This is a genomic window from Thermohahella caldifontis (assembly GCF_041153465.1).
Classification (GTDB): domain Bacteria; phylum Pseudomonadota; class Gammaproteobacteria; order Pseudomonadales; family Oleiphilaceae; genus Thermohahella; species Thermohahella caldifontis.
Genome location: NZ_CP154858.1, coordinates 2690019 through 2711375 on the forward strand (window position 1 = coordinate 2690019; position 21357 = coordinate 2711375).

The following is a 21357-nucleotide window of genomic DNA, read 5'->3' on the forward strand; positions in this document are numbered from 1 at the left end:
TTGAACCAGCAATCACAAGGACGTCGTGATGTCTGCTCCGCAAGGATCCGCGGGGTCTTCACCCTGTTTGACATTTCGCCTGTCCGGCGTGGACGGCCTGCGCCTGCGCAGCGTGTCCATCCGGGCCGGACTGTCGCGCCTGTTTGAAGCCCGGGTGCACTGCGTCACCGACACCCCGCCGCCCCATCCGCGTGACTGGCTGCGCAAACCTGCACTCATCCGGCGCCGGACCGATGCCGGGGATCGTCTGCTGCACGGTTACGTCAGAGAGATCACCCGCCTGCCACCGGAAGGACGCTTCACCGGCCTGGCCTTCACCATCGTACCGGCGCACTGGTGGCTCACACGGCGAGTCGGCCGCTCGCAGCACCCGGACTGCACACCGGCAGAAGTCATTACCCGCCTTTGCCGGGAAGCCGGCCCGGAAACGGCCGATCTGGTCTTCAGCCTGCACCGCGCCCCCATGAAGCGGCCCGCCATCACCCGCCTCGACGAGTCCGACTGGCAGTTCATCGAGCGCCTCCTGGCCGAGGAAGGCTGGCATTACACCTTCGAGCACACGGAATCGGGCCACCGGCTGGTGATCTCCGATCACGGCAACCTTTACCGGACGGTACCGGGCCGTTATCGCCTGCTGGAAACCGAAGACCGCATCCGGCCGGACAAGCAGGTTGCCGCACGCAGCCGCCAGCGTGCCCGGGTTGTTGCCGACGCCGTGCGGCTGGACGGCTGGGATCCCGAACGCCCGGGAACCTGGATCAGTGCCCGGGCCGGTGCCGAGCAGGCGCAGACCCTGCACCAGCTCTACGACAGTCTCGCCGCCAGGCTGGATCCCGAAACCCGTGCCCGGCAGCAACTGGACCGGCGGACCCATCGGGGGATGTCACTGGAGCTCTGGAGCCCCCGTCCGGATCTGGAAGTCGGGCTGCTCATGGTGCCACCGGGGCACAAGGAGCCCTGGGTCATCACCGCCCTGGAGTACGACGGCAAGGTGGAAGGGGCTGCGGACGCCCTTGCCGGTACTCAGGGAGACCGGCACCGCAATCGCCTGATCCTGCATCCGGAAGACAGCCTGCATCCGCCCGCAGTGGCGGACCGCATCCGTACCGGTGGCCCCATGACCGGCATCGTCTGGGGCACGGAAACCGGTCGGGCTCAGACGGATGCACAGGGCAGGGTACAGGTGGCCTGGCACTGGGACCCGGATGCCAGGCCCGGTCCCCACCTGCGCGTCGATCACGGCTGGGCCGGCGACCGGCGTGGCAGTTGCGTCCTGCCCCGTGCCGGACAGGACGTGCTGGTGGACTTCGAGGACGGACACCCGGATGGTGGTGTGGTGCTGGGCAGCCTCTGGCATGGTGGCCATCGTCCGCCGGTGGCCGCCGCGGAACACGACCTCATCCGCCTGCGCACGGCGGTGGTCGGCACGCAGGACGCCCATGAACTGACCCTGGATGACCGCCAGGACCAGACCCGCCTGTCGCTGGCCAGTGCCGGCGACCTGCGCCTGCACGTCAGCGCGCACCGCACGGTGACCGTGGAAGGAGACCGTCTCCAGCATGCAGGCGGCAGCCTGATGCGTCAGGTGGACGGCGATCTGCACCTGCACAGCGGCAAGGAAAGGATCGCACAGAGCCAGGGCAACCGAACGAGCCAGACCAGTGACTGGCAGGGCCAGGCGAAAACCGCCCATCTCAACGCAGCGGGGGCACTCACCTTGCGTGCCAGCGGCCAGATCGTCATCGAGGCCGGGACCATCGGCATCAACGGCGCACTCAGTGTCAGCAGCAGCGGCATCTCCCTCGGCGCAGGCACCGCCCGGATCAACACCGGGGCCATCAGCGGACAGGGTGCCCCATCCCGCTCACCCGGTTCCGCCACCCTGAGACAGATCACCGCCCTCGGCGCCCCGCGGGCACCCAGACGTGTCCCCCGGAATCTCCCGCTGAACCTGGCCGCGCTCACCTTCAGCGCCCTGCCACCCCTGCACGAATGGATCTGGCCCGACCGCAGCCTCCCCCCAGGGCTGAGGGCCCCGCACCCGGGCGTACCCTGCACATCCGCACCCAAAGCCCGGAAGGACGGCCCGTACCGGGCGTGTCCCTCACACTCACCTTTGATGATGGCAGCCAGCACCTGGCCCGCACCGGAGCGGACGGCACCATCAAGGCAGCCGACGCGCCCCGCCAGCCCGCCGAGGCGCGTATTGCCGACCCTGACGCCGCCCGCGCTGCCGTACTCAGCACACAGTTCGACGGGGCACTGAAGGCCGCTGACCCGGAGGCCCTCATGCGGCTGCTAACCCGGGATGGTTTTCCGGCTGCAGCGGTGCGCCGCCACTGGCAGACCTGGTACAGCGACGGCAAGGACCTGGCCGAGGTGCTCCGCAACACCTTCGGCAACCAGCCCGGCTGGCCCGCCCTGCGTCTTGAACTGTGCAATCAGGGCCTGCTGCCCAGCGGCTGGATCCAATCCCGGCGCAACAGGCGTGACCGCCTGCCCCGGGCTTCCGGAACCGCCTCCCGGGAGGGCTTGCCGGAAAAATTTGCCCTGCGCGTCAACCTGCCGCCACAGATCACCCTGGGTGCCGGGCTCCGTGCCGAAGTCATCCCCATTGATGGCACGCTGACCCTGCATGCCGCCGAAGCAGCGGGTTACCGGTTCGCCTGGCATATCACCCGGCCGGATGGCCGGTCGATCCGGATCACTGAGGGCGCCTGGGATCGCACATGCGGCTGGAAACACTTCACCACACATGGTCGCTGGCGGCTGCAGTGTGACATCACCCTGCCCGATGGCCGCGTGCTGACCCTGTACGAGCAGTTCGACGTGCAGCCCTGGACGGTACGCCTACGTGATGCGCTCAGCGACCAGGCCGCCGCCAAAGAACAGGACCCGCGGGAGGTGCTCGAAGCACTCGGTGCCCGCCTCAGGATATTGGAAGAGCTGGAGAAGGCTCATCCGGCCCCTGAAGATAAAAAGAACGCCTACGAAGACCGCAAGGATGCCCTGAAGGCCCAGTTCGAATTCCTGAGATTTGCTCTCGAAGGTCAGGAGGAGGCTGACGCCATCCCCGTCAAGGCCATCTGGTATGCCAAAGCCAGCGGTCAGAGCCAGCTGCTGAATGTCACCCTGTTCCTGTCGGTACAGGGCACCCACTGGCAGGCCACGCTTGTGGACTGGACCGTCCCGGGCGACCGCCTGCGCAGCAGTGTCAGCGAAGGTACCGGCAGACATGTGGACGAAGCCATCGGCAAGGCCTTCAACGAATGGGCAGACAACGCCCGCTATGATGACGGCTACATTGCCTGGGAATTCGATGAAAAAGCCGTGGGCGCGCCTGTAGCCACCACCCGGGGCCGATTCGAAACGGACGGCGCCACCTTCGGCGACACCTTCTCATCCGTCAGCGGCTGGACCTCACTGGGGCTGGCGGTGGGCAGCTTGGCCCTGGTGGGCCTGTCCACGCTCGTCCCGGTCGCCGGCCCGATCATCACCGCCACGGTCTGGGGCAGTGTTTTCACCGGCGCCACCGCCAGCGTCGTCAACCTCGTACAGAACTACGATGAAGGCTACCGCGACTGGCGCAGCAACGGGCTGGACGTGCTCAGCCTCGTCAGCCTCGGGGCATCCGGCGTCTGGGCACGGGGAGCCAAAATGGCCTTAAGCACCGGCCGGACCGGTCTGCGCAATGCCGGCATGTTCGGCCAGCTCACCGCTGATGGCTGGCAGGGCGTCATCATGGCCGAAGACCTGCTTGACGAGTGGGAAGCCGTCAATGCCGACCCCGGCCTCAGCCCGGACGAACGGCTGGACAAGCTGGTGCAGTTGGCTCGCAACGCCGTGATGGCCGGTACCCTCACCGCCCTGAGCTTCCGGGGCACCGTCAGGGATATCCAGGCCCTCAAAAGCGGAGAATTCGACCCCGCCCGCCTCAAGCGCCTGGCTGACACGGACACCCGCCTGACCGAAGCGGACGCCCAGCCGGTTCGCAAGGTCGAAGCCGACGAAACCGAGGTGACCCTCACCCTTCAGCCCCTTCCGGAGGACACAAGTCCGGAAGGACCTGCGCTGGACTACGAGCCCCACCCGCAAGCGGCTGAAAAGGGCCCCAAAACCGGAGATCGGGTATTCAAGCGCAAACACAAGGATGGACATGTCCGGGATCCCTACACACTGAGAAAAGACGGTAAGCCCTTGGGTGCACGAATCGGGAAGGCACCGCCCGAGTTGCGTGGACTTTCAAGGCTGCCTGAGAACTACGAACAACTGCGCAAGGAAGGATATCCGGACCTGGTGCCTCTGAATCGGGATGGTGAGCCTCAACCACAATTTGAAAACTTCATGGATATCCGCCCTGTCAAGCTCAAGCCCGGGACACGCATCTACCGCATTGTGGATGAGCTCGCTTCGGACAATGGTGCTTACTGGGCCTACGAATTACCCCCCGACAAACGGGCGTGGCGTGAAGGTTTTGCCGTCAAGGACTCCTGGAATGACAACGGTTACTATGTGGAGTATGTTGTCAAGGAAACCGATGAAATCTACGCATGGGAAGGAAAGGCTTCAGCACAACAGTACAAAAAACACAATGGTAAACGGTTTTATTTACCTGGCGGTAGTGTTCAACTTTATATTCAGCCAGGCACAATTCAGACGCCTCCCCCCAAACTGACCCATTGGAGCGATGATTGATCATGTCACCGGAAATGAAAGCCACCCTGCTCAAACGGAAGTTTTCGAGCATCGAATACATGGAAGAGATGGAACGCCTGTGGAACCAGTCAGTCGCCGCGCTGGAAAAGTGCATTGACTGGTTTTATGAGCACAACAAGGATTTGGATCTGAGTAGTTGGCAATATGCGGATACGCCCATGGCCTGGGAAAATCGGGTGCTGCCCAATTTCCGGATGATCTCCGAGGGCATACGGGAGGGTATCGAAATGCATAAAAAAGGTGATTCCGATTACATTTGCGATATATCAAACAATATGATGTCGCTGTCCAAGGATATGGATGTCATGGGTGACCTGTGGTTTGACTATATCCCGAAAGATCTGGCTTATACAGTTGGCATACCAAAGAGTCAGGCCCGCCAAATGGCCAAGAATATCTATTACACCGTAGGCGAGTACTGGCGCCCGGGGGAAATCACGGATGAAGAGGTTACCGGCCCCATCGACGAACAGGACCTGCTCCGTTACCTCAGGCCCGGGGAAAGTCCGGATTGAGCGCGGCCTGGAAGCAACTCTTTTGCAAACGGCGAATCACCAGGACGTGACCATGACACTCATACTCAGCCGTAGGCCGCACCAAAGCCCGTGCTTTCACTTTGCCACTTAACAGAAGGATCTGAGCATGTCACCGGAAATGAAAGCCACCCTGCTCAAACGGAAGTTTTCGAGCATCGAATACATGGAAGAGATGGAACGCCTGTGGAACCAGTCAGTCGCCGCGCTGGAAAAGTGCATTGACTGGTTTTATGAGCACAACAAGGATTTGGATCTGAGTAGTTGGCAATATGCGGATACGCCCATGGCCTGGGAAGATCGGGTGCTGCCCAATTTCCGGATGATCTCCGAGGGCATACGGGAGGGTATCGAAATGCATAAAAAAGGTGATTCCGATTACATTTGCGATATATCAAACAATATGATGTCGCTGTCCAAGGATATGGATGTCATGGGTGATCTGTGGTTTGACTATATCCCGAAAGATCTGGCTTACAGTTGTGGCAAGCCCGAGTACGAAGCAAGGCAAATGGCAAGGAACATTTATTACACTGTCGGCGAGTACTGGCGCCCGGGCTCCATTCTGAAAGAAACCGTTACCGGCCCCATCGACGAACAGGACCTGCTCCGTTACCTCAGGCCCGGGGAAAGTCCGGACTGAGCACGGTCTGGAAACAACTCTATAGCACAGGGTGTTTGCACCGATAGGGACGAAGCATGGCTTCATCGCACTCACAAGGACGTGAACACGACACTCATACTCAGCCGCAGGCCGCACCAAAGCCCGTGCTTTCACTTTGCCACTTAACAGAAGGATCTGAGCATGTCACCGGAAATGAAAGCCACCCTGCTCAAACGGAAGTTTTCGAGCATCGAATACATGGAAGAGATGGAACGCCTGTGGAACCAGTCGGTCGCCGCGCTGGAAAAGTGCATTGACTGGTTTTATACGCACAACAGGGACACGGATCTGAGTAGTTGGCAATATGCGGATACGCCCATGGCCTGGGAAGATCGGGTGCTGCCCAATTTTCATCGTCTCTCAGAATCGATTCGCCGCGGAATAGAGAATGCCCGCAAGGGCAATACCGATACCATTCAGAGCGTAACAGGCAGCATGATGGGGTTGTCAAAAGACATGGATGTCATGGGAGACCTGTGGTTTGACTATATCCCGAAAGATCTGGCTTACAGTTGTGGCAAGCCCGAGTACGAAGCAAAGCAAATGGCAAGGAACATTTATTACACTGTCGGCGAGTACTGGCGCCCGGGCTCCATTCTGAAAGAAACCGTTACCGGCCCCATCGACGAACAGGACCTGCTCCGTTACCTCAGGCCCGGGGAAAGTCCGGACTGAGCGCGGCCTGGAAACAACTCTTTTGCAAACGGCGAATCACCAGGACGTAACCATGACACTCATACTCAGCCGTAGGCCGCACCAAAGCCCGTGCTTTCACTTTGCCACTTAACAGAAGGATCTGAGCATGTCACCGGAAATGAAAGCCACCCTGCTCAAACGGAAGTTTTCGAGCATCGAATACATGGAAGAGATGGAACGCCTGTGGAACCAGTCAGTCGCCGCGCTGGAAAAGTGCATTGACTGGTTTTATGAGCACAACAAGGATTTGGATCTGAGCCGTTGGCAATATGCGGATACGCCCATGGCCTGGGAAGATCGGGTGCTGCCCAATTTTCATCGTCTCTCAGAATCGATTCGCCGCGGAATAGAGAATGCCCGCAAGGGCAATACCGATACCATTCAGAGCGTAACAGGCAGCATGATGGGGTTGTCAAAAGACATGGATGTCATGGGAGACCTGTGGTTTGACTATATCCCGAAAGATCTGGCTTACAGTTGTGGCAAGCCCGAGTACGAAGCAAAGCAGATGGCAAGGAACATTTATTACACTGTCGGCGAGTATTGGCGCCCGGGGGAAATCACGGATGAAGAGGTTACCGGCCCCATCGACGAACAGGACCTGCTCCGTTACCTCAGGCCCGGGGAAAGTCCGGATTGAGCGCGGCCTGGAAGCAACTCTTTTGCAAACGGCGAATCACAAGGACGTGAATATGTCACTTGACTCAGCCGCAGGCAACACCAGAGCCTGCGAATCGGTGAAACTGGGGGTGGAAAACAATCAGGAAATCAATCAGGAGCCGCAGGCAACACCAGAGCCTGCGAATCGGTGAAACGATACAGATCAGGGTACTCAAGGTTGAGGGTGACCTCGTGACTCCGGGCATAGAGGCAGACTGATCTTACCCAGCAATAGTGGACACCTCATTAAGCGAGTACACTACGCTACAGAGGTGAACCATGGCAAGAAAGAACACACAAGGCAAATCAACACGCAAGCGCTACTCCGAGGACTTCAAGAAGGAGGCGCTGGCGTTGGCTGACAGCGTTGGCATCAGTGCGGCAGCCAAAGACCTGGGATTGCACGAATCACAGCTGTATAACTGGCGCAGCAAGGCCAGGCAGGCCCAGGGCCAGAGCGAGGCCGAACAGCAGCTCGCCGCGGAAAACGCCCGCCTCAAGCGGCAACTGGCACAACAGGCAGAGGAGCTGGCCATTTTAAAAAAGGCGGCGGCGTACTTCGCCAAGAGCCTGAAGTGAAGTACGTGTTCATGCAGGCACATGAAGGAGAGTTCCGCCTGAAAACGATGAGCCGTGTTCTGTGTGTTTCACGCAGTGGCTATTACGCCTGGCGCCGCAGGCAGGTGGCACGCTCTGCGCGTCAGCAGCGCCGTGAAGCAACAGATCAGGCCGTCAGTGAGGCCTTCTGGCAGAAAAAGGGACGTTATGGTGTTCCCGGCTGGTGGCAGAAATGGCCGAAAACGGACATGCCCTGAATCGCAAGACCATCGCAAAGAGCCTGCAGCGACAGGGCTTGCGTGCCAGAGCTGCCAGGAAGTTCAAAGCGACCACACAGTCGAAACACAATCTGCCGGTTGCCCCGAATCTTCTGGAGCAGAAATTTGAGGCGACGGCACCCAACCAAAAGTGGGTGGGTGACATCACATACCTGTGGACGGACGAAGGATGGCTGTATCTGGCAGTTGTGATTGACCTGTTCAGCCGGATGGTTGTGGGCTGGAGCATGTCTGAGCGCATGACAGCCGACCTTGTCTGTAATGCGCTTGGTATGGCGCTGTGGCGCAGGGGCATGCCCGAAGGCATGATCGTTCATTCCGACCGGGGAAGCCAGTATTGCTCCCGTGATTACCAGAAGCTGATCAGGGTGCACAATCTCAGGTGCAGCATGAGTGCGAAAGGCAACTGTTACGACAACGCCTGTGCCGAAAGCTTCTTCCATTCCCTGAAAGTGGAAGCCATACACGGGGAGCAATTCAGAACCCGAGAACAGATGCGAAGGGCTGTGTTTGAATACATTGAGGTGGATTACAATCGGGATCGCAGACACAGCGCCAACGGCAATCTGAGCCCGGCAAAATTTGAGGCACTTAAAGTCGCTTAGTTGAGTGTCCGTTGTTGGTGGGTAGGATCAGACTGCCCCGTCCCGGTTCACAGGGAAGAGTGTTTGACGGCAAGCCGGATTGGTAGGGACGGCTTCTCGGCGACTGAATCGGGGCGTACAGTCCGGCAAACCGGTTCCACGCAAAATACATGCTGAAGGACTAAGACATGGACTGGAGCAGGATTCAAATTCTACCCGAGTGGCCGCTGATAGAGCCTGAAAACACACCCGCAGGCTATACATTGTTAGGAGAGTATTTGTTTCCTAACTGGGGGAGGGACGCTATCCATTTCGTTTTTTCTATCATAATCATCATCTCGTTTTGATCAAGAAACATCCTCTGCAAATTATTGACCCCTTTAAAGGTGGGGCGCCACGAACGGAGGTGGTACATAATCAGCTGGAGTTCCCCATCCAGGCAACTCGTTGGTTCGTCGAGGCTATCCGACGCTGCTTTCTGCCGCCGGACGATCCCCGTGCCATGAAGCCTGGCGCCATGGCCTTTCTGGAAAAGGTCAATGGGGAATGGCTGCACTTGACTCGCGGTTTTCACTGCGGAGGGCATAACATCCCCGGGTATTCCTTCTCAAATGTCAGCAGGCTTGAACACGATGAGCAGCCCATGATGAAGCAATCTCTTGAAATCGGCGACCCGGAAATCTTTGATCGTATCGATGGCAAGCCCGTCATCAGCCCGGACAAGTTTGCCGGCTTTATGGAGCGTATTGCCGAGCGCTACGAGTCGGGCGAATTCGGCCCGCCGGTCCCCATGAAAATAGAGGACAGCATGTGGTGAACCGGAGCCCGTGCTTTCATGTTGCCACTTAACAGAAGGATCTGAGCATGTCACCGGAAATGAAAGCCACCCTGCTCAAACGGAAGTTTTCGAGCATCGAATACATGGAAGAGATGGAACGCCTGTGGAACCAGTCAGTCGCTGCGCTGGAAAAGTGCATTGACTGGTTTTATGAGCACAACAAGGACATGGATCTGAGTAGTTGGCAATATGCGGATACGCCCATGGCCTGGGAAGATCGGGTGCTGCCCAATTTCCGAATGATCTCCGAGGGCATACGGGAGGGTATCGAAGAATACCAGAAGGGTGACCCGGGCTATATCAGATCCATTGCCAACAATATCATGGCCTTGTCCAAGGATATGGATGTCATGGGTGACCTGTGGTTTGACTATATCCCGAAAGATCTGGCTTACAGTTGTGGCAAGCCCGAGTACGAAGCAAAGCAAATGGCAAGGAACATTTATTACACTGTCGGCGAGTACTGGCGCCCGGGCTCCATTCTGAAAGAAACCGTTACCGGCCCCATCGACGAACAGGACCTGCTCCGTTACCTCAGGCCCGGGGAAAGTCCGGATTGAGCGCGGCCTGGAAACAACTCTATGGATCTGACCTTGCCTGATTCCGGGACTCACGATAGGAGCGGTAATAACCAGTACCATACCGGCAACGGGCTGACCCTCAACCGTATTGCGGAGTCGGGTAGTCAATAGGGTGCAGTGGAAAGCGGATGCGGCTGCGAGCGGCCGGCTCGGACACCTCTCCGGAACGCTGCCTGGACATGCTGACCCGCATTCAGAAGCACCGGATTACGGTGAATGGAAAGCTGCTGACCGGCGTGACTACGCTGGATGCAACACAACTTGAATTCTTAAAGAGCCTCAAGGTGCCGAAGCCTGCGGCCTGAACCTGGTCATAAAACGCTCAATATAGTGAGGCGTTTGAAATTCAACACTCAATAAAACAACAGGTTACGAATTTTTATGTCGAACTCGGGCAAACAGGACGAAATAAGTACGGAGTTATTGAATACTTGCTTTATGACGCCAAGCCTAAGTCCATTGGCGAGATGGAGAAAACGGGTGTGGTTAAGAAATATGTATTAAAGGGTAATATGGATGAATAATGAAACAATAGAGACTTTAGCACCCATCCCTTTGCTTGATCTTGAGGCTCTCCCACATGACAGCCACATGATCGGTGAATATTCTCTGCCTAATTACAACAAGGGCCGTCAGCCATTAAAGTTCATTATCTACAAGCGTTGGCTCGTCATTGCGGCATTATTTGAATTTTCACTTGTTCCTCATGGTGAAAAATTAGAACGTGACTTCGTTGATCACTTTCAAGTGGAATTCCCCATTCAGGCTGCCCGGTGGTTTGTAGAAGCCATTCGCCGCTGTTTTTTGCCGCCGGGCGATCCCCGTGCCATGAAGCCCGGTGCCATGGCCATCCTGGAGAAGGTCAATGGTGAGTGGTTGCACCTGACGCGCGGCTTTCACAGTGGCGGCCACAACATTCCCGGCTATTCCTTCTCAAATGTCAGCAGGCTTGAACACGATGAGCAGCCCATGATGAAGCAATCTCTTGAAATCGGTGACCCGGAAATCTTTGACCGTATCGATGGCAAGCCCGTCATCAGCCCGGACAAGTTCGCCGGCTTTATGGAGCGTATTGCCGAGCGCTACGAGTCGGGCGAATTCGGCCCGCCGGTTCCCGTAAAAATAGAGGACAGCATGTGGTGAACCGGAGCCCATGCATTGACCTTGCAGCTCAACAGAAGGACCTGGCCATGTCTGATCCCGGGATTCACGATCAGAGCGATAATAACCAGTACCATACCGGCAGCGGGCTGACCCTCAACCGTATTGCGGAGTCGGGTAGTCAATCCGGTGCGGTGAAAACACCGAACTTCGAGCGCCACGAAATCAACCTCAGGCTGGCGTCTCCCCATTTTTTCAGAAGGCGCCATTCAACCTTTTGACTTTAAAGGGAAAAACGTGATGTGGTAACGGAATCGGGGTTTCCCTCCAGGTACAATGTGATTGCCTATAAGTCACTGAACCCAAAGGAAAACCCCGATGCCTTACCATGCCACAGATCGGACAAAATGGAAAGCCCGCCTCTGCAGCCTGATTGACCAGGCACCTGAACAGATCACACGGCCTGTGAGAAAACTCATGGCAGAGGTCACTTTCGGCATCCTCACTTCCGGTTCCCTCACGCAGGCAGAGATTGCCCGCACACTCAATGAGCCATGCAGACTGCACCATACCCAGAAGCGCATCTCCCGCATGCTGGCCGGACACAGTGAAGTGGCCTGGGCCGCAGAGCAGGTGCAGCTTGCGCACGTCAGCCGGCACGTCACGCAGGACATGATCCTGGCCATTGATCCGGGCGATCTGAACCGTGACGGCGCACCGAAAAGTGAATGGCGGGGCCGCGTCAGGGACGGCGATACCGGAGAAATTGTCGGCGGATATCCGCTGATGACTGTGGTGGCACGGGATGTCCGGCGCGGGAAGACGCTGCCGTTGCTGACCCGCCTGAACACCCCGCAGCGCACGGCATTCAGAAGCGAGAACCATGACATTCTCTCGGTGATGGATGAAGTGAGCCGGCATATCCGGAAGGATCTGCTCTGGGTGATAGACCGGGGAGGCGACCGGGGCATCCTGTGGGATGCCTGGATCCGGTGTGAGCGACAGGTGCTGGTCAGAGCGGCCAATCAGCGCTACTGGTGCTGGCGGGACCGTCATAAAACAGCGCAGCAGATTGCCCGTGAACTGCCGCTGAAGCACCAAGGGCAGCTCAGACGGGGAGCCCCCGCGTCAGGTTCGGTATCACCCGGGTGATGCTGCGAGAGCATCCGGACAGCCCCTTGTGGATGATTGTCGTCCGCCATGACCGGCCGGAACCTCTGGTGCTGGTTACCACGCGTCCGGTGCGCGGAAGGCGACAGGGAGAACGCATGATCCATGCCTACATGGACCGCTGGGCCTGCGAGGAAGGCTACCGCTTTACCAAGCAGGGCTTTGCGCTGGAGTCTGTGCCGGCACGGCGCTTCACCACACTTCAGAATCTGGTTGCGCTGGCGAGTCTGGCCTGGGGACTGCTTGCCGTCTGGCAGGACCGGGATAGCTGTCTGATCAGAAGTTCACGCCGTCAAAAGCCAGACAAGGCGCTTAAGTTCCCGTTCTACAGCCTGCTCAAGGGATGGCAGAACCTGTTCAGAGGTGCACGGGTGCTGTTCTGGCCACTTTGGCGCAAACGAAAACCACGAAGTCTGATTGATGACTTGTTTGCCCGAAATGGTTCTCTCGCCACGGGGCCGGGGTAAAAAATGGGGAGACGCCAGAACCTCAGGACCTTCCGCGAAGCGGGAGCCATTGAAATCATGGAGATCAAGCCCTGATGAGCCTCTTGCAACCCAAGTATCCACTGAAGGATCCTTTGCCCAAGATTGAAGACCCGGATCATTTGCCGGAGGGGGCCAGGCTGCTTGCGATCTTTGAGGAACAGCCTGACAAATACTATTACTACTTTGTCCAGCGCGGTGACAAGCTGCTTTTCCTGGATGTACGCAAGAATACGCCCCTGGGATTGCTTGTTCATCAGAAAGTATTCCCACTCAGAGTGTTGTCCTGGTTTCCGAAAGCGCTGGAGGCGTTTGGCAAGCCTCCTGCGGAAGGCGGTCTGCATGCCGGAGCGATGATGGCGCCGGCAGAAGATGTGGACGGTGAGATGCTTGCAGTGGGTAGTACTATTGATGGCTATGACATCACTAACTTCTCCAGAAGTACCAGCACCCATTACTATAATCCGGCTTCGATCGCATTAACTTGGGAACAACTCTATGAGATGGGCTTGCTGGAACTCTGGAAATCGCTGGGTGAGAAATACGAAAAGGGCGATCTGTAGCACAGGATACCTGCACCGGGAAGGATGAAGCATGGTTTCATTGCGCTTACAAGGACATGACCATGACACTCATACTCAGCCGCAGGCGGTACCAAAGCCCTTGCTTTCACTTTGCCACTTAACAGAAGGATCTGAGCATGTCACCGGAAATGAAAGCCACCCTGCTCAAACGGAAGTTTTCGAGCATCGAATACATGGAAGAGATGGAACGCCTGTGGAACCAGTCAGTCGCTGCGCTGGAAAAGTGCATTGACTGGTTTTATGAGCACAACAAGGATTTGGATCTGAGCCGTTGGCAATATGCGGATACGCCCATGGCCTGGGAAGATCGGGTGCTACCCAATTTCCGGATGATCTCCGAAGGCATACGGGAGGGTATCGAAATGCATAAAAAAGGTGATTCCGATTACATTTGCGATATATCAAACAATATGATGTCGCTGTCCAAGGATATGGATGTCATGGGTGACCTGTGGTTTGACTATATCCCGAAAGATCTGGCTTATACAGTTGGCATACCAAAGAGTCAGGCCCGCCAAATGGCCAAGAATATCTATTACACCGTAGGCGAGTACTGGCGCCCGGGCTCCATTCTGAAAGAAACCGTTACCGGCCCCATCGACGAACAGGACCTGCTCCGTTACCTCAGGCCCGGGGAAAGTCCGGATTGAGCATGGTCTGGAAACAACTCTATAGCACAGGGTGTTTGCACCGATAGGGACGAAGCATGGCTTCATCGCACTCACAAGGACGTGAACACGACACTCATACTCAGCCGCAGGCCGCACCAAAGCCCGTGCTTTGATGTTGCCACTTAACAGAAGGATCTGACCATGTCACCGGAAATGAAAGCCACCCTGCTCAAACGAAAGTTTTCGAGCATCGAATATATGGAAGAGATGGAACGCCTGTGGAACCAGTCAGTCGCCGCGCTGGAAAAGTGCATTGACTGGTTTTATGAGCACAACAAGGATTTGGATCTGTGTAGTTGGCAATATGCGGATACGCCCATGGCCTGGGAAGATCGGGTGCTGCCCAATTTCCGGATGATCTCCGAGGGCATACGGGAGGGTATCGAAATGCATAAAAAAGGTGATTCCGATTACATTTGCGATATATCAAACAATAGGATGTCGCTGTCCAAGGATATGGATGTCATGGGAGACCTGTGGGTATTCCCCCCGAAAAAAAGCGGTGTTCATAAGTGGAATTTTCCAGTAACTTACAGACAGGAGATTCCACATGCGTAAATCACGATTCACAGACAGCCAGATCATCAGCATCCTGAAACAGGTAGAGGCCGGGACATCGGTTCCTGAGCTGTGCAGAGAGCATGGGATGAGCAGCGCCACGTTCTACAAGTGGCGCTCAAAATACGGTGGTATGGACGCGTCCATGATGAAGCGCCTGAAGGAGCTTGAGGCTGAAAACGCCCGGCTCAAGAAGATGTATGCCGAAGAGCGCCTCAAGGCCGAGTTGCGCAAGGATGCCCTGGAGGGAAAGTTGTAAGGCCATCTCACCGCAAGGAGATGGCCAGACGCGTCGTCAGGGAGCGAGGCATCAGTATCCGCCTGGCCTGCGAAGTCTTCGGCATCAGCGAAACATGCTACCGCTACAAACCGGTTCTGAGCTCAGAGAACGCAGAGATCGCCCATTGGTTGCTCAGGCTCACTGCCGATGAGCAGAACTGGGGATTTGGCCTGTGTTTCTTTTACCTGCGCAATGTCAAGGGGTTCAGATGGAACCACAAGCGCGTCTACCGGATATACAAGGAACTGGAGCTGAACATGCGCATCAGACCGCGCCTGAGAATCGTGAGGCAAAAGCCGGAACCGCTGGCCGAGCCTGAACGCGTCAATCAGGTCTGGTCCATGGACTTCATGCACCATGAGCTTGAAAACAGGCGTAAATTCAGGCTCCTGAATGTCATTGATGACTACAACCGGGAAGGGCTGGCAATTGAAGTGGACTTCTCACTGCCATCAGAGCGTGTGACACGAGTTCTGGATCAGGTCATCGAATGGCGGGGCAAGCCTGAGAAAATCCGGTGTGACAATGGCCCGGAATACATCAGCCAGACAATCATGGAGTGGGCAGAGAAACGCGGAATAGAGCTGATGCATACTCAGCCGGGGAATCCGCAGCAGAATGCATATGTCGAGCGCTACAACCGCACCGTCCGCTATGACTGGCTGAATCGGCATCTGTTTGAAACACTCGAAGAGGTACAGGACTTCGCGACCAAGTGGCTATGGAAGTACAATAACGAGCGGCCGAATATGGCCCTTGGCGGTGTACCGCCCCGATACAAGCTGCATAAGGCAGCCTGACTCCACTTTTGCGCACCTCTAAAAATGGGGGGAATACCTGTGGTTTGACTATATCCCGAAAGATCTGGCTTATACAGTTGGCATACCAAAGAGTCAGGCCCGCCAAATGGCCAAGAATATCTATTACACCGTAGGCGAGTACTGGCGCCCGGGGGAAATCACGGATGAAGAGGTTACCGGCCCCATCGACGAACAGGACCTGCTCCGTTACCTCAGGCCCGGGGAAAGTCCGGACTGAGCACGGTCTGGAAACAACTCCGATCAAAAAAGCAATTTTGACGTTCCTGAAATTTACCGAAATGATTCAGGATGTAAGGCTCTGGCTTCAGACCCTTATCATAACGGAAGTATTTTTTTTAAGACACGAATAGAGCCATATCGGGGTTAGAGGCTGAGCTCCAAGGCTTACTAGTTGGGCCGATAAAACGGGAGCCTAAAAATATCGAGTTCTTTGATTCTAATGGTAATCTGTGGGATGTGAAAATGCCTCAAACTACTATCCCTGATAGGCCTCATTTTAAATTCAAGATTAGCCAAGTGGGCAAATCTATAAAAGCTGAGCTGACGAGGAAAGGCAATCCATCAGGAACATATCCTGCCCAACTTGCTTCTTGATCAGTTCAAATAAGAGTAATTCTGAATGCAACGTATCTTAATGAAGCAGACTACTCATCTCTAAAAAATTGGTTGAGAAATAATCTATCTGATGATGAACTGTCTAGAATAATTGAAGTTATTACCTTGGATTAGGAATCTTTTATATGTCTGATAAAGAGATACTAAGCAATCAAAGGCTGCAAGAGCTGGTTGCGGATCATGAGATGTATATAAAGTTAGCGGGGCGGAAGGGTAGTCAACTGGATTTTTCTGATCTGGTTTTAAAAGGGATTATATTTGATGGCATGGATTTGTCTGGTGTTCACTTTGTGGGCTCATGCATTGAACAGAGTAGTTTTTGCGGTGTCAATTTGTCAGACTGTGTTTTTCATGATGCCGTTATAAAAAACTGCAATTTTCAGAATTCATTGATAGCGAAGGCTGAATTTTATGAGGCGGCAGTCCTCGGCTGTACATTTGATGTGGCGCACTTGAACCAGGTTGAATTTATAGACTGTATGATTAAAAATTGTAGCTTCAGAAAAGCGAATATAATTTATTCTGTATTTGTAGATAATGAAATGAATAATAATGATTTTTCTGGTGCTAATTTTGATGGGGTGGATATCAATAGTTTAAGGTGATCCTTTGGGGTTTTCTGAAAAAGCCCATGAGAATAATACTTTTAAATGGAGCGATATTCGGAGGGCACAATTTTCAATATAAGGAACCTCTGAAAAATTCCCCGAATCTGGGATAATACGCCATCAGTTACCGAAACGGCCAGGAGAACCCGATGGATTACCAGCCCACCTTCGCGGAGTTTTTCAGAGGTTCCTTAGGTGATGTTGTCTGAAACTAGCATTTTAATTGATAAATTGAAAGACGTCAGAGATTCGATTATCAGTCGACATGATTTTTCGGTGTGGCTTGAGCAGAATAAATTACAGCTTCAAAAGTCTGTCTCCAGATGGCAATACCTGAAGTTAAGGCGAGGAGACGGTAGTGCCTTGGTTGATGTTTTAATACAGTTGACAGAGCCATGTGAGAAGTGTGCCCATATATATCGTCCCGGTGTTTTCTCGAATGCAGGAGATTTTGATGTTTGTAACGATATGTTAGAAAAAAGCATGGCTGACATAATTCTTGTAAGTATCGATAAGCCACATTATATTTTCGGTGCTGTACCACAATGCGTGATGTGCGAGTATTTCAAGTGTCGGAAGTGTGGAAGTATATGGGAGCTGGCTATCCCAGATAGAGAGTTTGCAGGAAGTTGGACCAGGGTTGGTTAGATGGACATAGTTAGAGTAAATGAGAAGTTTCCTTATAGTGAATGCAAGCCTGGAGGTGTGCTTTCTTCGAGTGTTATAGGAAAGTCATTCAATTATGACGCTCTTAGGCCATTTGAAGGGTTGAGTGCTGCCAGTGGAATTGACATAGCCAAACTGGCAGATTTGTTAGGGTTTGAAGTAAAGACGCTGGCAGGTTTTAGTCTTTATTCTGGAAGCAAGCCCGGTTTAGAACCGTATTGCTTTCTTGATGATGAGAGTAAAGAGCTGTACGTTTTTTCAATTGGTGAATACCAGCCGGGCCGGATGCTATGTGTTCTGGATGCGCTCATTCGAATATGAATGAGCCTTTATCTCCAACTAAAGATAGATGCTATAGCTTCGAGGTATTTTTTTCAGAGTCGTGGAATGACGCAAAGGGAAATTGATCTGCTTGTCAGTCGAATGCAGATGCACGATAAGGTCGGCAATAACCAGTATTACACCGGCAATGGGTTGACCAAGAACCTGATTGCAGAGTCGGACAGTCAATATGGTGTGGTGGAAACACTGAACTTCGAGCGCGGCGAAATCAACCTCAGGACCTTCCGCGAAGCGGGAGCCACTGAAATCATGGAGATCGAGCCCTGATGAGCCTCTTGCAACCCAAGTATCCACTGAAGGATCCTTTGCCCAAGATTGAAGACCCAGATCATTTGCCGGAGGGGGCCAGGCTGCTTGCGATCTTTGAGGAACAGCCTGACAAATACTATTACTACTTTGTCCAGCGCGGTGACAAGCTGCTTTTCCTGGATGTACGCAAGAATACGCCCCTGGGATTGCTTGTTCATCAGAAAGTATTCCCACTCAGAGTGTTGTCCTGGTTTCCGAAAGCGCTGGAGGCGTTTCGCAAGCCTCCTGCGGAAGGCGGTCTGCATGCCGGAGCGATGATGGCACCGGCAGAGGATGTGGACGGTGAAATGCTTGCAGTGGGAAGCACCACAAGTGGATATGACATCACCAACTTCTCCAGGAGTTCCAGTCCTGAACACTATGACCCGGAAAGGGTGTCTCTGACGTGGGAGCAACTGTACGAAATGGGTCTGCTTGAACTCTGGAAATCGCTGGGTGAGAAATACGAAAAAGGCGAGCTATAGCACAGGATGCTTGAACCGGAAGTGACGCACATGGCTTCATCGCACTCACAAGGACGTGAACATGACACGCATACTCAGTCGCAGGCGACGCCAGAGCCTGCGAATCGGTGAAACGATACGGATAGGGTACTCAAGGTTGAGGGTGACCTCGTGACTCCGGACATAGAGGCAGACTGCTCCGTTCCGGTTCACAGGGAAGCGTGTTTGACGGCAAGCCGGATCGGTAGGGACGGTTTCTCTGCAGCGGAATCGGGGCGTACAGTCCGGCAAACCGGTTCCATGCAAAAATACATGCTGAAGGATTAAACATGGATTGGAGCAGGATCGAAACATTGTCCGAGTGGCAGTTGATAGAACCCGATGCACCGCCGGAAGAATATGTCTATCTGGGGCAATATTCTTTGCCCAACTATTGGCAAGGGAATTTTCCTTTTAAATTTTTCTATTATGACCATCACTTGGTTATTGGAAAGAAACACCTTGCCGAAATACCGGATTTCGACGATTTGAGTATTATCCGAAAGACCGTTATTCACAGTCAGCTCGAATTTCCCATCCAAGCCGCCCGCTGGTTTGTGGACGCGATTCAACGATGTTTCCTGCCCCCGGATGACCCGCGCGCCATGAAGTCCGGTGCGATGGCCTTTCTGGAGAAGGTCAATGGTGAGTGGTTGCACCTGACGCGCGGCTTTCACAGTGGCGGGCATAATATCCCCGGGTATTCGTTTGCCAACGCAAGCCGGCGTAGTCATAAGAAAAGCCTTCCCAAAAAACAATCTCTTGAAATCGGCGACCCGGAAATCTTTGGCCGTATCGATGGCAAGCCCGTCATCAGCCCGGACAAGTTTGCCGGCTTTATGGAGCGTATTGCCGAGCGCTACGAGTCGGGCGAATTCGGCCCGCCGGTCCCCATGAAAATCGAGGACAGCATGTGGTGAACCGGAGCCCGTGCTTTCATGTTGCCACTTAACAGAAGGATCTGAGCATGTCACCGGAAATGAAAGCCACCCTGCTCAAACGGAAGTTTTCGAGCATCGAATACATGGAAGAGATGGAACGCCTGTGGAACCAGTCAGTCGCCGCGCTGGAAAAGTGCATTGACTGGTTTTATACGCACAACAAGGATTTGGATCTGAGTAGTTGGCAATATGCGGATACGCCCATGGCCTGGGAAGATCGGGTGCTGCCAAATTTCCGGATGATCTCCGAGGGCATACGGGAGGGTATCGAAGAATACCAGAAGGGTGACCCGGGCTATATCAGATCCATTGCCAACAATATCATGGCCTTGTCCAAGGATATGGATGTCATGGGTGACCTGTGGTTTGACTATATCCCGAAAGATCTGGCTTATACAGTTGGCATACCAAAGAGTCAGGCCCGCCAAATGGCCAAGAATATCTATTACACCGTAGGCGAGTACTGGCGCCCGGGGGAAATCACGGATGAAGAGGTTACCGGCCCCATCGACGAACAGGACCTGCTCCGTTACCTCAGGCCCGGGGAAAGTCCGGACTGAGCGCGGCCTGGAAACAACTCTTTTGCAAACGGCGAATCACAAGGACGTGCATAGGTCACCTGACTCAACTGCAGGCAACGCCAGAGCCTGAGATTCCTTGTGTCTCCGCGCATGGATTAGTCCTGCTGCTTGTCTCGGCTAGTCTGTATGACCAATTTGAGGGAGCAATCCACGTCGTTAAAATCGCACACGGAGTTTGTTAGTCGCTGAACTGAAGGCGGCTTGACCGTGGCAGATGATATCTGGCCATGATTTCGTAGCAAGGAACAGGAGTTGGCTAGTATGAAAAAAACAATGATTCCACTCGTACTGACGGGGTTGATTTCAGGTTCAGCAATCGCTTCCGGAACTGGAGCAGAGTGGGGCTATACGGGTGGAAATGGGCCTGATAATTGGGATAAGTTGTCGTCAGCATATGAGATGTGTGGGAAGGGAAGGAATCAGTCACCAGTCAATCTGACGGATATGATTGAGGGAGATTTGCCACCTCTTGAGCTCAGATACCAGCGTGATGGGCGTGAGATCGTTAACAACGGGCACACCATACAGATCAACTACGCTCCGGGAAGCACGTTATCGGTAGCAGGCAAGGCCTATGAGCTCAAGCAGCTACATTTCCATGCCCCGAGCGAGAATCAGATTGGCGGGAAATCTTTTCCCATGGAAGCACACTTCGTTCATGCTGATGCGGCGGGCAATCTGGCGGTATTGGCTCTCATGGTCGAAGAAGGATATGAAAACAAGGCGCTGAAAAATGCGTGGTCTCATATGCCGGAAAAAGCAGGTGAAAACCATGCATTGAGCAAGCCGTTCAATGCAAGCGAATTGCTGCCTTCATATGATGATGACGAGCTGGAGTACTATCGCTTCAATGGCTCGCTCACGACACCACCGTGTTCGGAGGGTGTGGTATGGATGGTTCTCAAGGAAACTGTACAAGCTTCTGCCGATCAGATTGAAAAGTTTGCTCACATCATGCATCACCCCAATAACCGTCCTGTCCAGCCAATAAATGCTCGCGTCATCGTTCAATGAGCGGGTAAAACTCGCGCCCGG

The 21357-nt window shown here is 54.5% G+C and carries 25 protein-coding genes and 1 pseudogene; all 26 read left to right on the plus strand.

Annotation, left to right across the window (positions count from 1 at the left end):
* The first annotated feature begins 67 nt into the window (after positions 1 to 67).
* The 26 genes and pseudogenes from tssI (at position 68) to AAIA72_RS13090 (ending at position 21336) form a co-directional block, all read left to right on the plus strand.
* The gene (tssI, locus tag AAIA72_RS12965) at positions 68 to 2266 is read left to right on the plus strand and encodes a type VI secretion system tip protein TssI/VgrG (RefSeq protein ID WP_369600729.1); all 2199 of its coding nucleotides are present in this window, start codon (positions 68 to 70) and stop codon (positions 2264 to 2266) included.
* A gap of 2431 nt (positions 2267 to 4697) precedes the next feature.
* Positions 4698 to 5231, plus strand: coding sequence for a hypothetical protein (locus tag AAIA72_RS12970; protein ID WP_369600730.1), 534 nt, complete (start codon positions 4698 to 4700; stop codon positions 5229 to 5231).
* 127 nt (positions 5232 to 5358) lie between these two features.
* Positions 5359 to 5892, plus strand: coding sequence for a hypothetical protein (locus AAIA72_RS12975; RefSeq protein WP_369600731.1), 534 nt, complete (start codon positions 5359 to 5361; stop codon positions 5890 to 5892).
* Positions 5893 to 6054: 162 nt separating this feature from the next.
* Positions 6055 to 6588, plus strand: a complete 534-nt coding sequence (locus AAIA72_RS12980) for a hypothetical protein (protein ID WP_369600732.1) — start codon at positions 6055 to 6057, stop codon at positions 6586 to 6588.
* Positions 6589 to 6715: 127 nt separating this feature from the next.
* The gene (locus AAIA72_RS12985; RefSeq protein WP_369600733.1) at positions 6716 to 7249 is read left to right on the plus strand and encodes a hypothetical protein; all 534 of its coding nucleotides are present in this window, start codon (positions 6716 to 6718) and stop codon (positions 7247 to 7249) included.
* Positions 7250 to 7380: 131 nt separating this feature from the next.
* Positions 7381 to 7488 (plus strand): carbon storage regulator, encoded by a 108-nt coding sequence (locus tag AAIA72_RS12990; protein ID WP_369603006.1) that lies wholly within the window; start codon positions 7381 to 7383, stop codon positions 7486 to 7488.
* A gap of 60 nt (positions 7489 to 7548) precedes the next feature.
* A pseudogene (locus AAIA72_RS12995) lies at positions 7549 to 8710 on the plus strand (IS3 family transposase).
* Between the two features lie 622 nt (positions 8711 to 9332).
* Positions 9333 to 9506 carry a hypothetical protein gene (locus AAIA72_RS13000; protein ID WP_369600734.1) on the plus strand — a complete coding sequence of 58 codons (174 nt, stop codon included), beginning with the start codon at positions 9333 to 9335 and terminating at the stop codon, positions 9504 to 9506.
* A 47-nt stretch (positions 9507 to 9553) separates the two neighbouring features.
* Complete coding sequence (locus tag AAIA72_RS13005; RefSeq protein WP_369600735.1) at positions 9554 to 10087, plus strand: hypothetical protein; 534 nt, start codon at positions 9554 to 9556, stop codon at positions 10085 to 10087.
* A 149-nt stretch (positions 10088 to 10236) separates the two neighbouring features.
* On the plus strand, positions 10237 to 10413 hold the full coding sequence (locus AAIA72_RS13010) for a hypothetical protein (protein ID WP_369600736.1): 177 nt from the start codon (positions 10237 to 10239) through the stop codon (positions 10411 to 10413).
* 211 nt (positions 10414 to 10624) lie between these two features.
* Complete coding sequence (locus tag AAIA72_RS13015) at positions 10625 to 11251, plus strand: hypothetical protein (protein WP_369600737.1); 627 nt, start codon at positions 10625 to 10627, stop codon at positions 11249 to 11251.
* A 47-nt stretch (positions 11252 to 11298) separates the two neighbouring features.
* The gene (locus AAIA72_RS13020) at positions 11299 to 11490 is read left to right on the plus strand and encodes a hypothetical protein (RefSeq protein ID WP_369600738.1); all 192 of its coding nucleotides are present in this window, start codon (positions 11299 to 11301) and stop codon (positions 11488 to 11490) included.
* Positions 11491 to 11686: 196 nt separating this feature from the next.
* Positions 11687 to 12361, plus strand: coding sequence for a hypothetical protein (locus tag AAIA72_RS13025; RefSeq protein WP_369600739.1), 675 nt, complete (start codon positions 11687 to 11689; stop codon positions 12359 to 12361).
* Positions 12361 to 12846, plus strand: coding sequence for a hypothetical protein (locus AAIA72_RS13030; protein ID WP_369600740.1), 486 nt, complete (start codon positions 12361 to 12363; stop codon positions 12844 to 12846). Before AAIA72_RS13025 ends, AAIA72_RS13030 begins: the two co-directional genes overlap by 1 nt.
* 74 nt (positions 12847 to 12920) lie before the next feature.
* A complete protein-coding gene (locus AAIA72_RS13035; protein ID WP_369600741.1) occupies positions 12921 to 13427 on the plus strand; it encodes a hypothetical protein in 507 nt (168 codons plus the stop codon).
* A 137-nt stretch (positions 13428 to 13564) separates the two neighbouring features.
* Positions 13565 to 14098, plus strand: a complete 534-nt coding sequence (locus tag AAIA72_RS13040; RefSeq protein ID WP_369600742.1) for a hypothetical protein — start codon at positions 13565 to 13567, stop codon at positions 14096 to 14098.
* A gap of 162 nt (positions 14099 to 14260) precedes the next feature.
* Complete coding sequence (locus AAIA72_RS13045) at positions 14261 to 14677, plus strand: hypothetical protein (protein ID WP_369600743.1); 417 nt, start codon at positions 14261 to 14263, stop codon at positions 14675 to 14677.
* A protein-coding gene (locus AAIA72_RS13050; protein WP_369600744.1) for an IS3 family transposase occupies positions 14670 to 15757 on the plus strand; the annotation gives its coding sequence in 2 pieces (ribosomal slippage) (positions 14670 to 14925 and positions 14925 to 15757; 1089 coding nt in all). The genes AAIA72_RS13045 and AAIA72_RS13050 overlap by 8 nt, the downstream gene beginning before the upstream one ends.
* A gap of 106 nt (positions 15758 to 15863) precedes the next feature.
* Positions 15864 to 15995 carry a hypothetical protein gene (locus tag AAIA72_RS13055; RefSeq protein ID WP_369600745.1) on the plus strand — a complete coding sequence of 44 codons (132 nt, stop codon included), beginning with the start codon at positions 15864 to 15866 and terminating at the stop codon, positions 15993 to 15995.
* Between the two features lie 523 nt (positions 15996 to 16518).
* Entirely contained in the window at positions 16519 to 16998 is a 480-nt protein-coding gene (locus tag AAIA72_RS13060) for a pentapeptide repeat-containing protein (RefSeq protein WP_369600746.1), read from the plus strand.
* A gap of 651 nt (positions 16999 to 17649) precedes the next feature.
* Positions 17650 to 17988: a hypothetical protein gene (locus AAIA72_RS13065; protein ID WP_369600747.1), complete on the plus strand. Its 339-nt coding sequence runs from the start codon at positions 17650 to 17652 to the stop codon at positions 17986 to 17988.
* A gap of 66 nt (positions 17989 to 18054) precedes the next feature.
* A complete protein-coding gene (locus AAIA72_RS13070) occupies positions 18055 to 18276 on the plus strand; it encodes a hypothetical protein (RefSeq protein ID WP_369600748.1) in 222 nt (73 codons plus the stop codon).
* The gene (locus AAIA72_RS13075; protein ID WP_369600749.1) at positions 18276 to 18782 is read left to right on the plus strand and encodes a hypothetical protein; all 507 of its coding nucleotides are present in this window, start codon (positions 18276 to 18278) and stop codon (positions 18780 to 18782) included. Before AAIA72_RS13070 ends, AAIA72_RS13075 begins: the two co-directional genes overlap by 1 nt.
* Positions 18783 to 19090: 308 nt before the next feature.
* Complete coding sequence (locus AAIA72_RS13080) at positions 19091 to 19720, plus strand: hypothetical protein (protein WP_369600750.1); 630 nt, start codon at positions 19091 to 19093, stop codon at positions 19718 to 19720.
* Positions 19721 to 19767: 47 nt separating this feature from the next.
* Positions 19768 to 20301 (plus strand): hypothetical protein, encoded by a 534-nt coding sequence (locus AAIA72_RS13085; RefSeq protein ID WP_369600751.1) that lies wholly within the window; start codon positions 19768 to 19770, stop codon positions 20299 to 20301.
* Between the two features lie 282 nt (positions 20302 to 20583).
* Complete coding sequence (locus AAIA72_RS13090; protein ID WP_369600752.1) at positions 20584 to 21336, plus strand: carbonic anhydrase; 753 nt, start codon at positions 20584 to 20586, stop codon at positions 21334 to 21336.
* Positions 21337 to 21357: the final 21 nt, after the last annotated feature.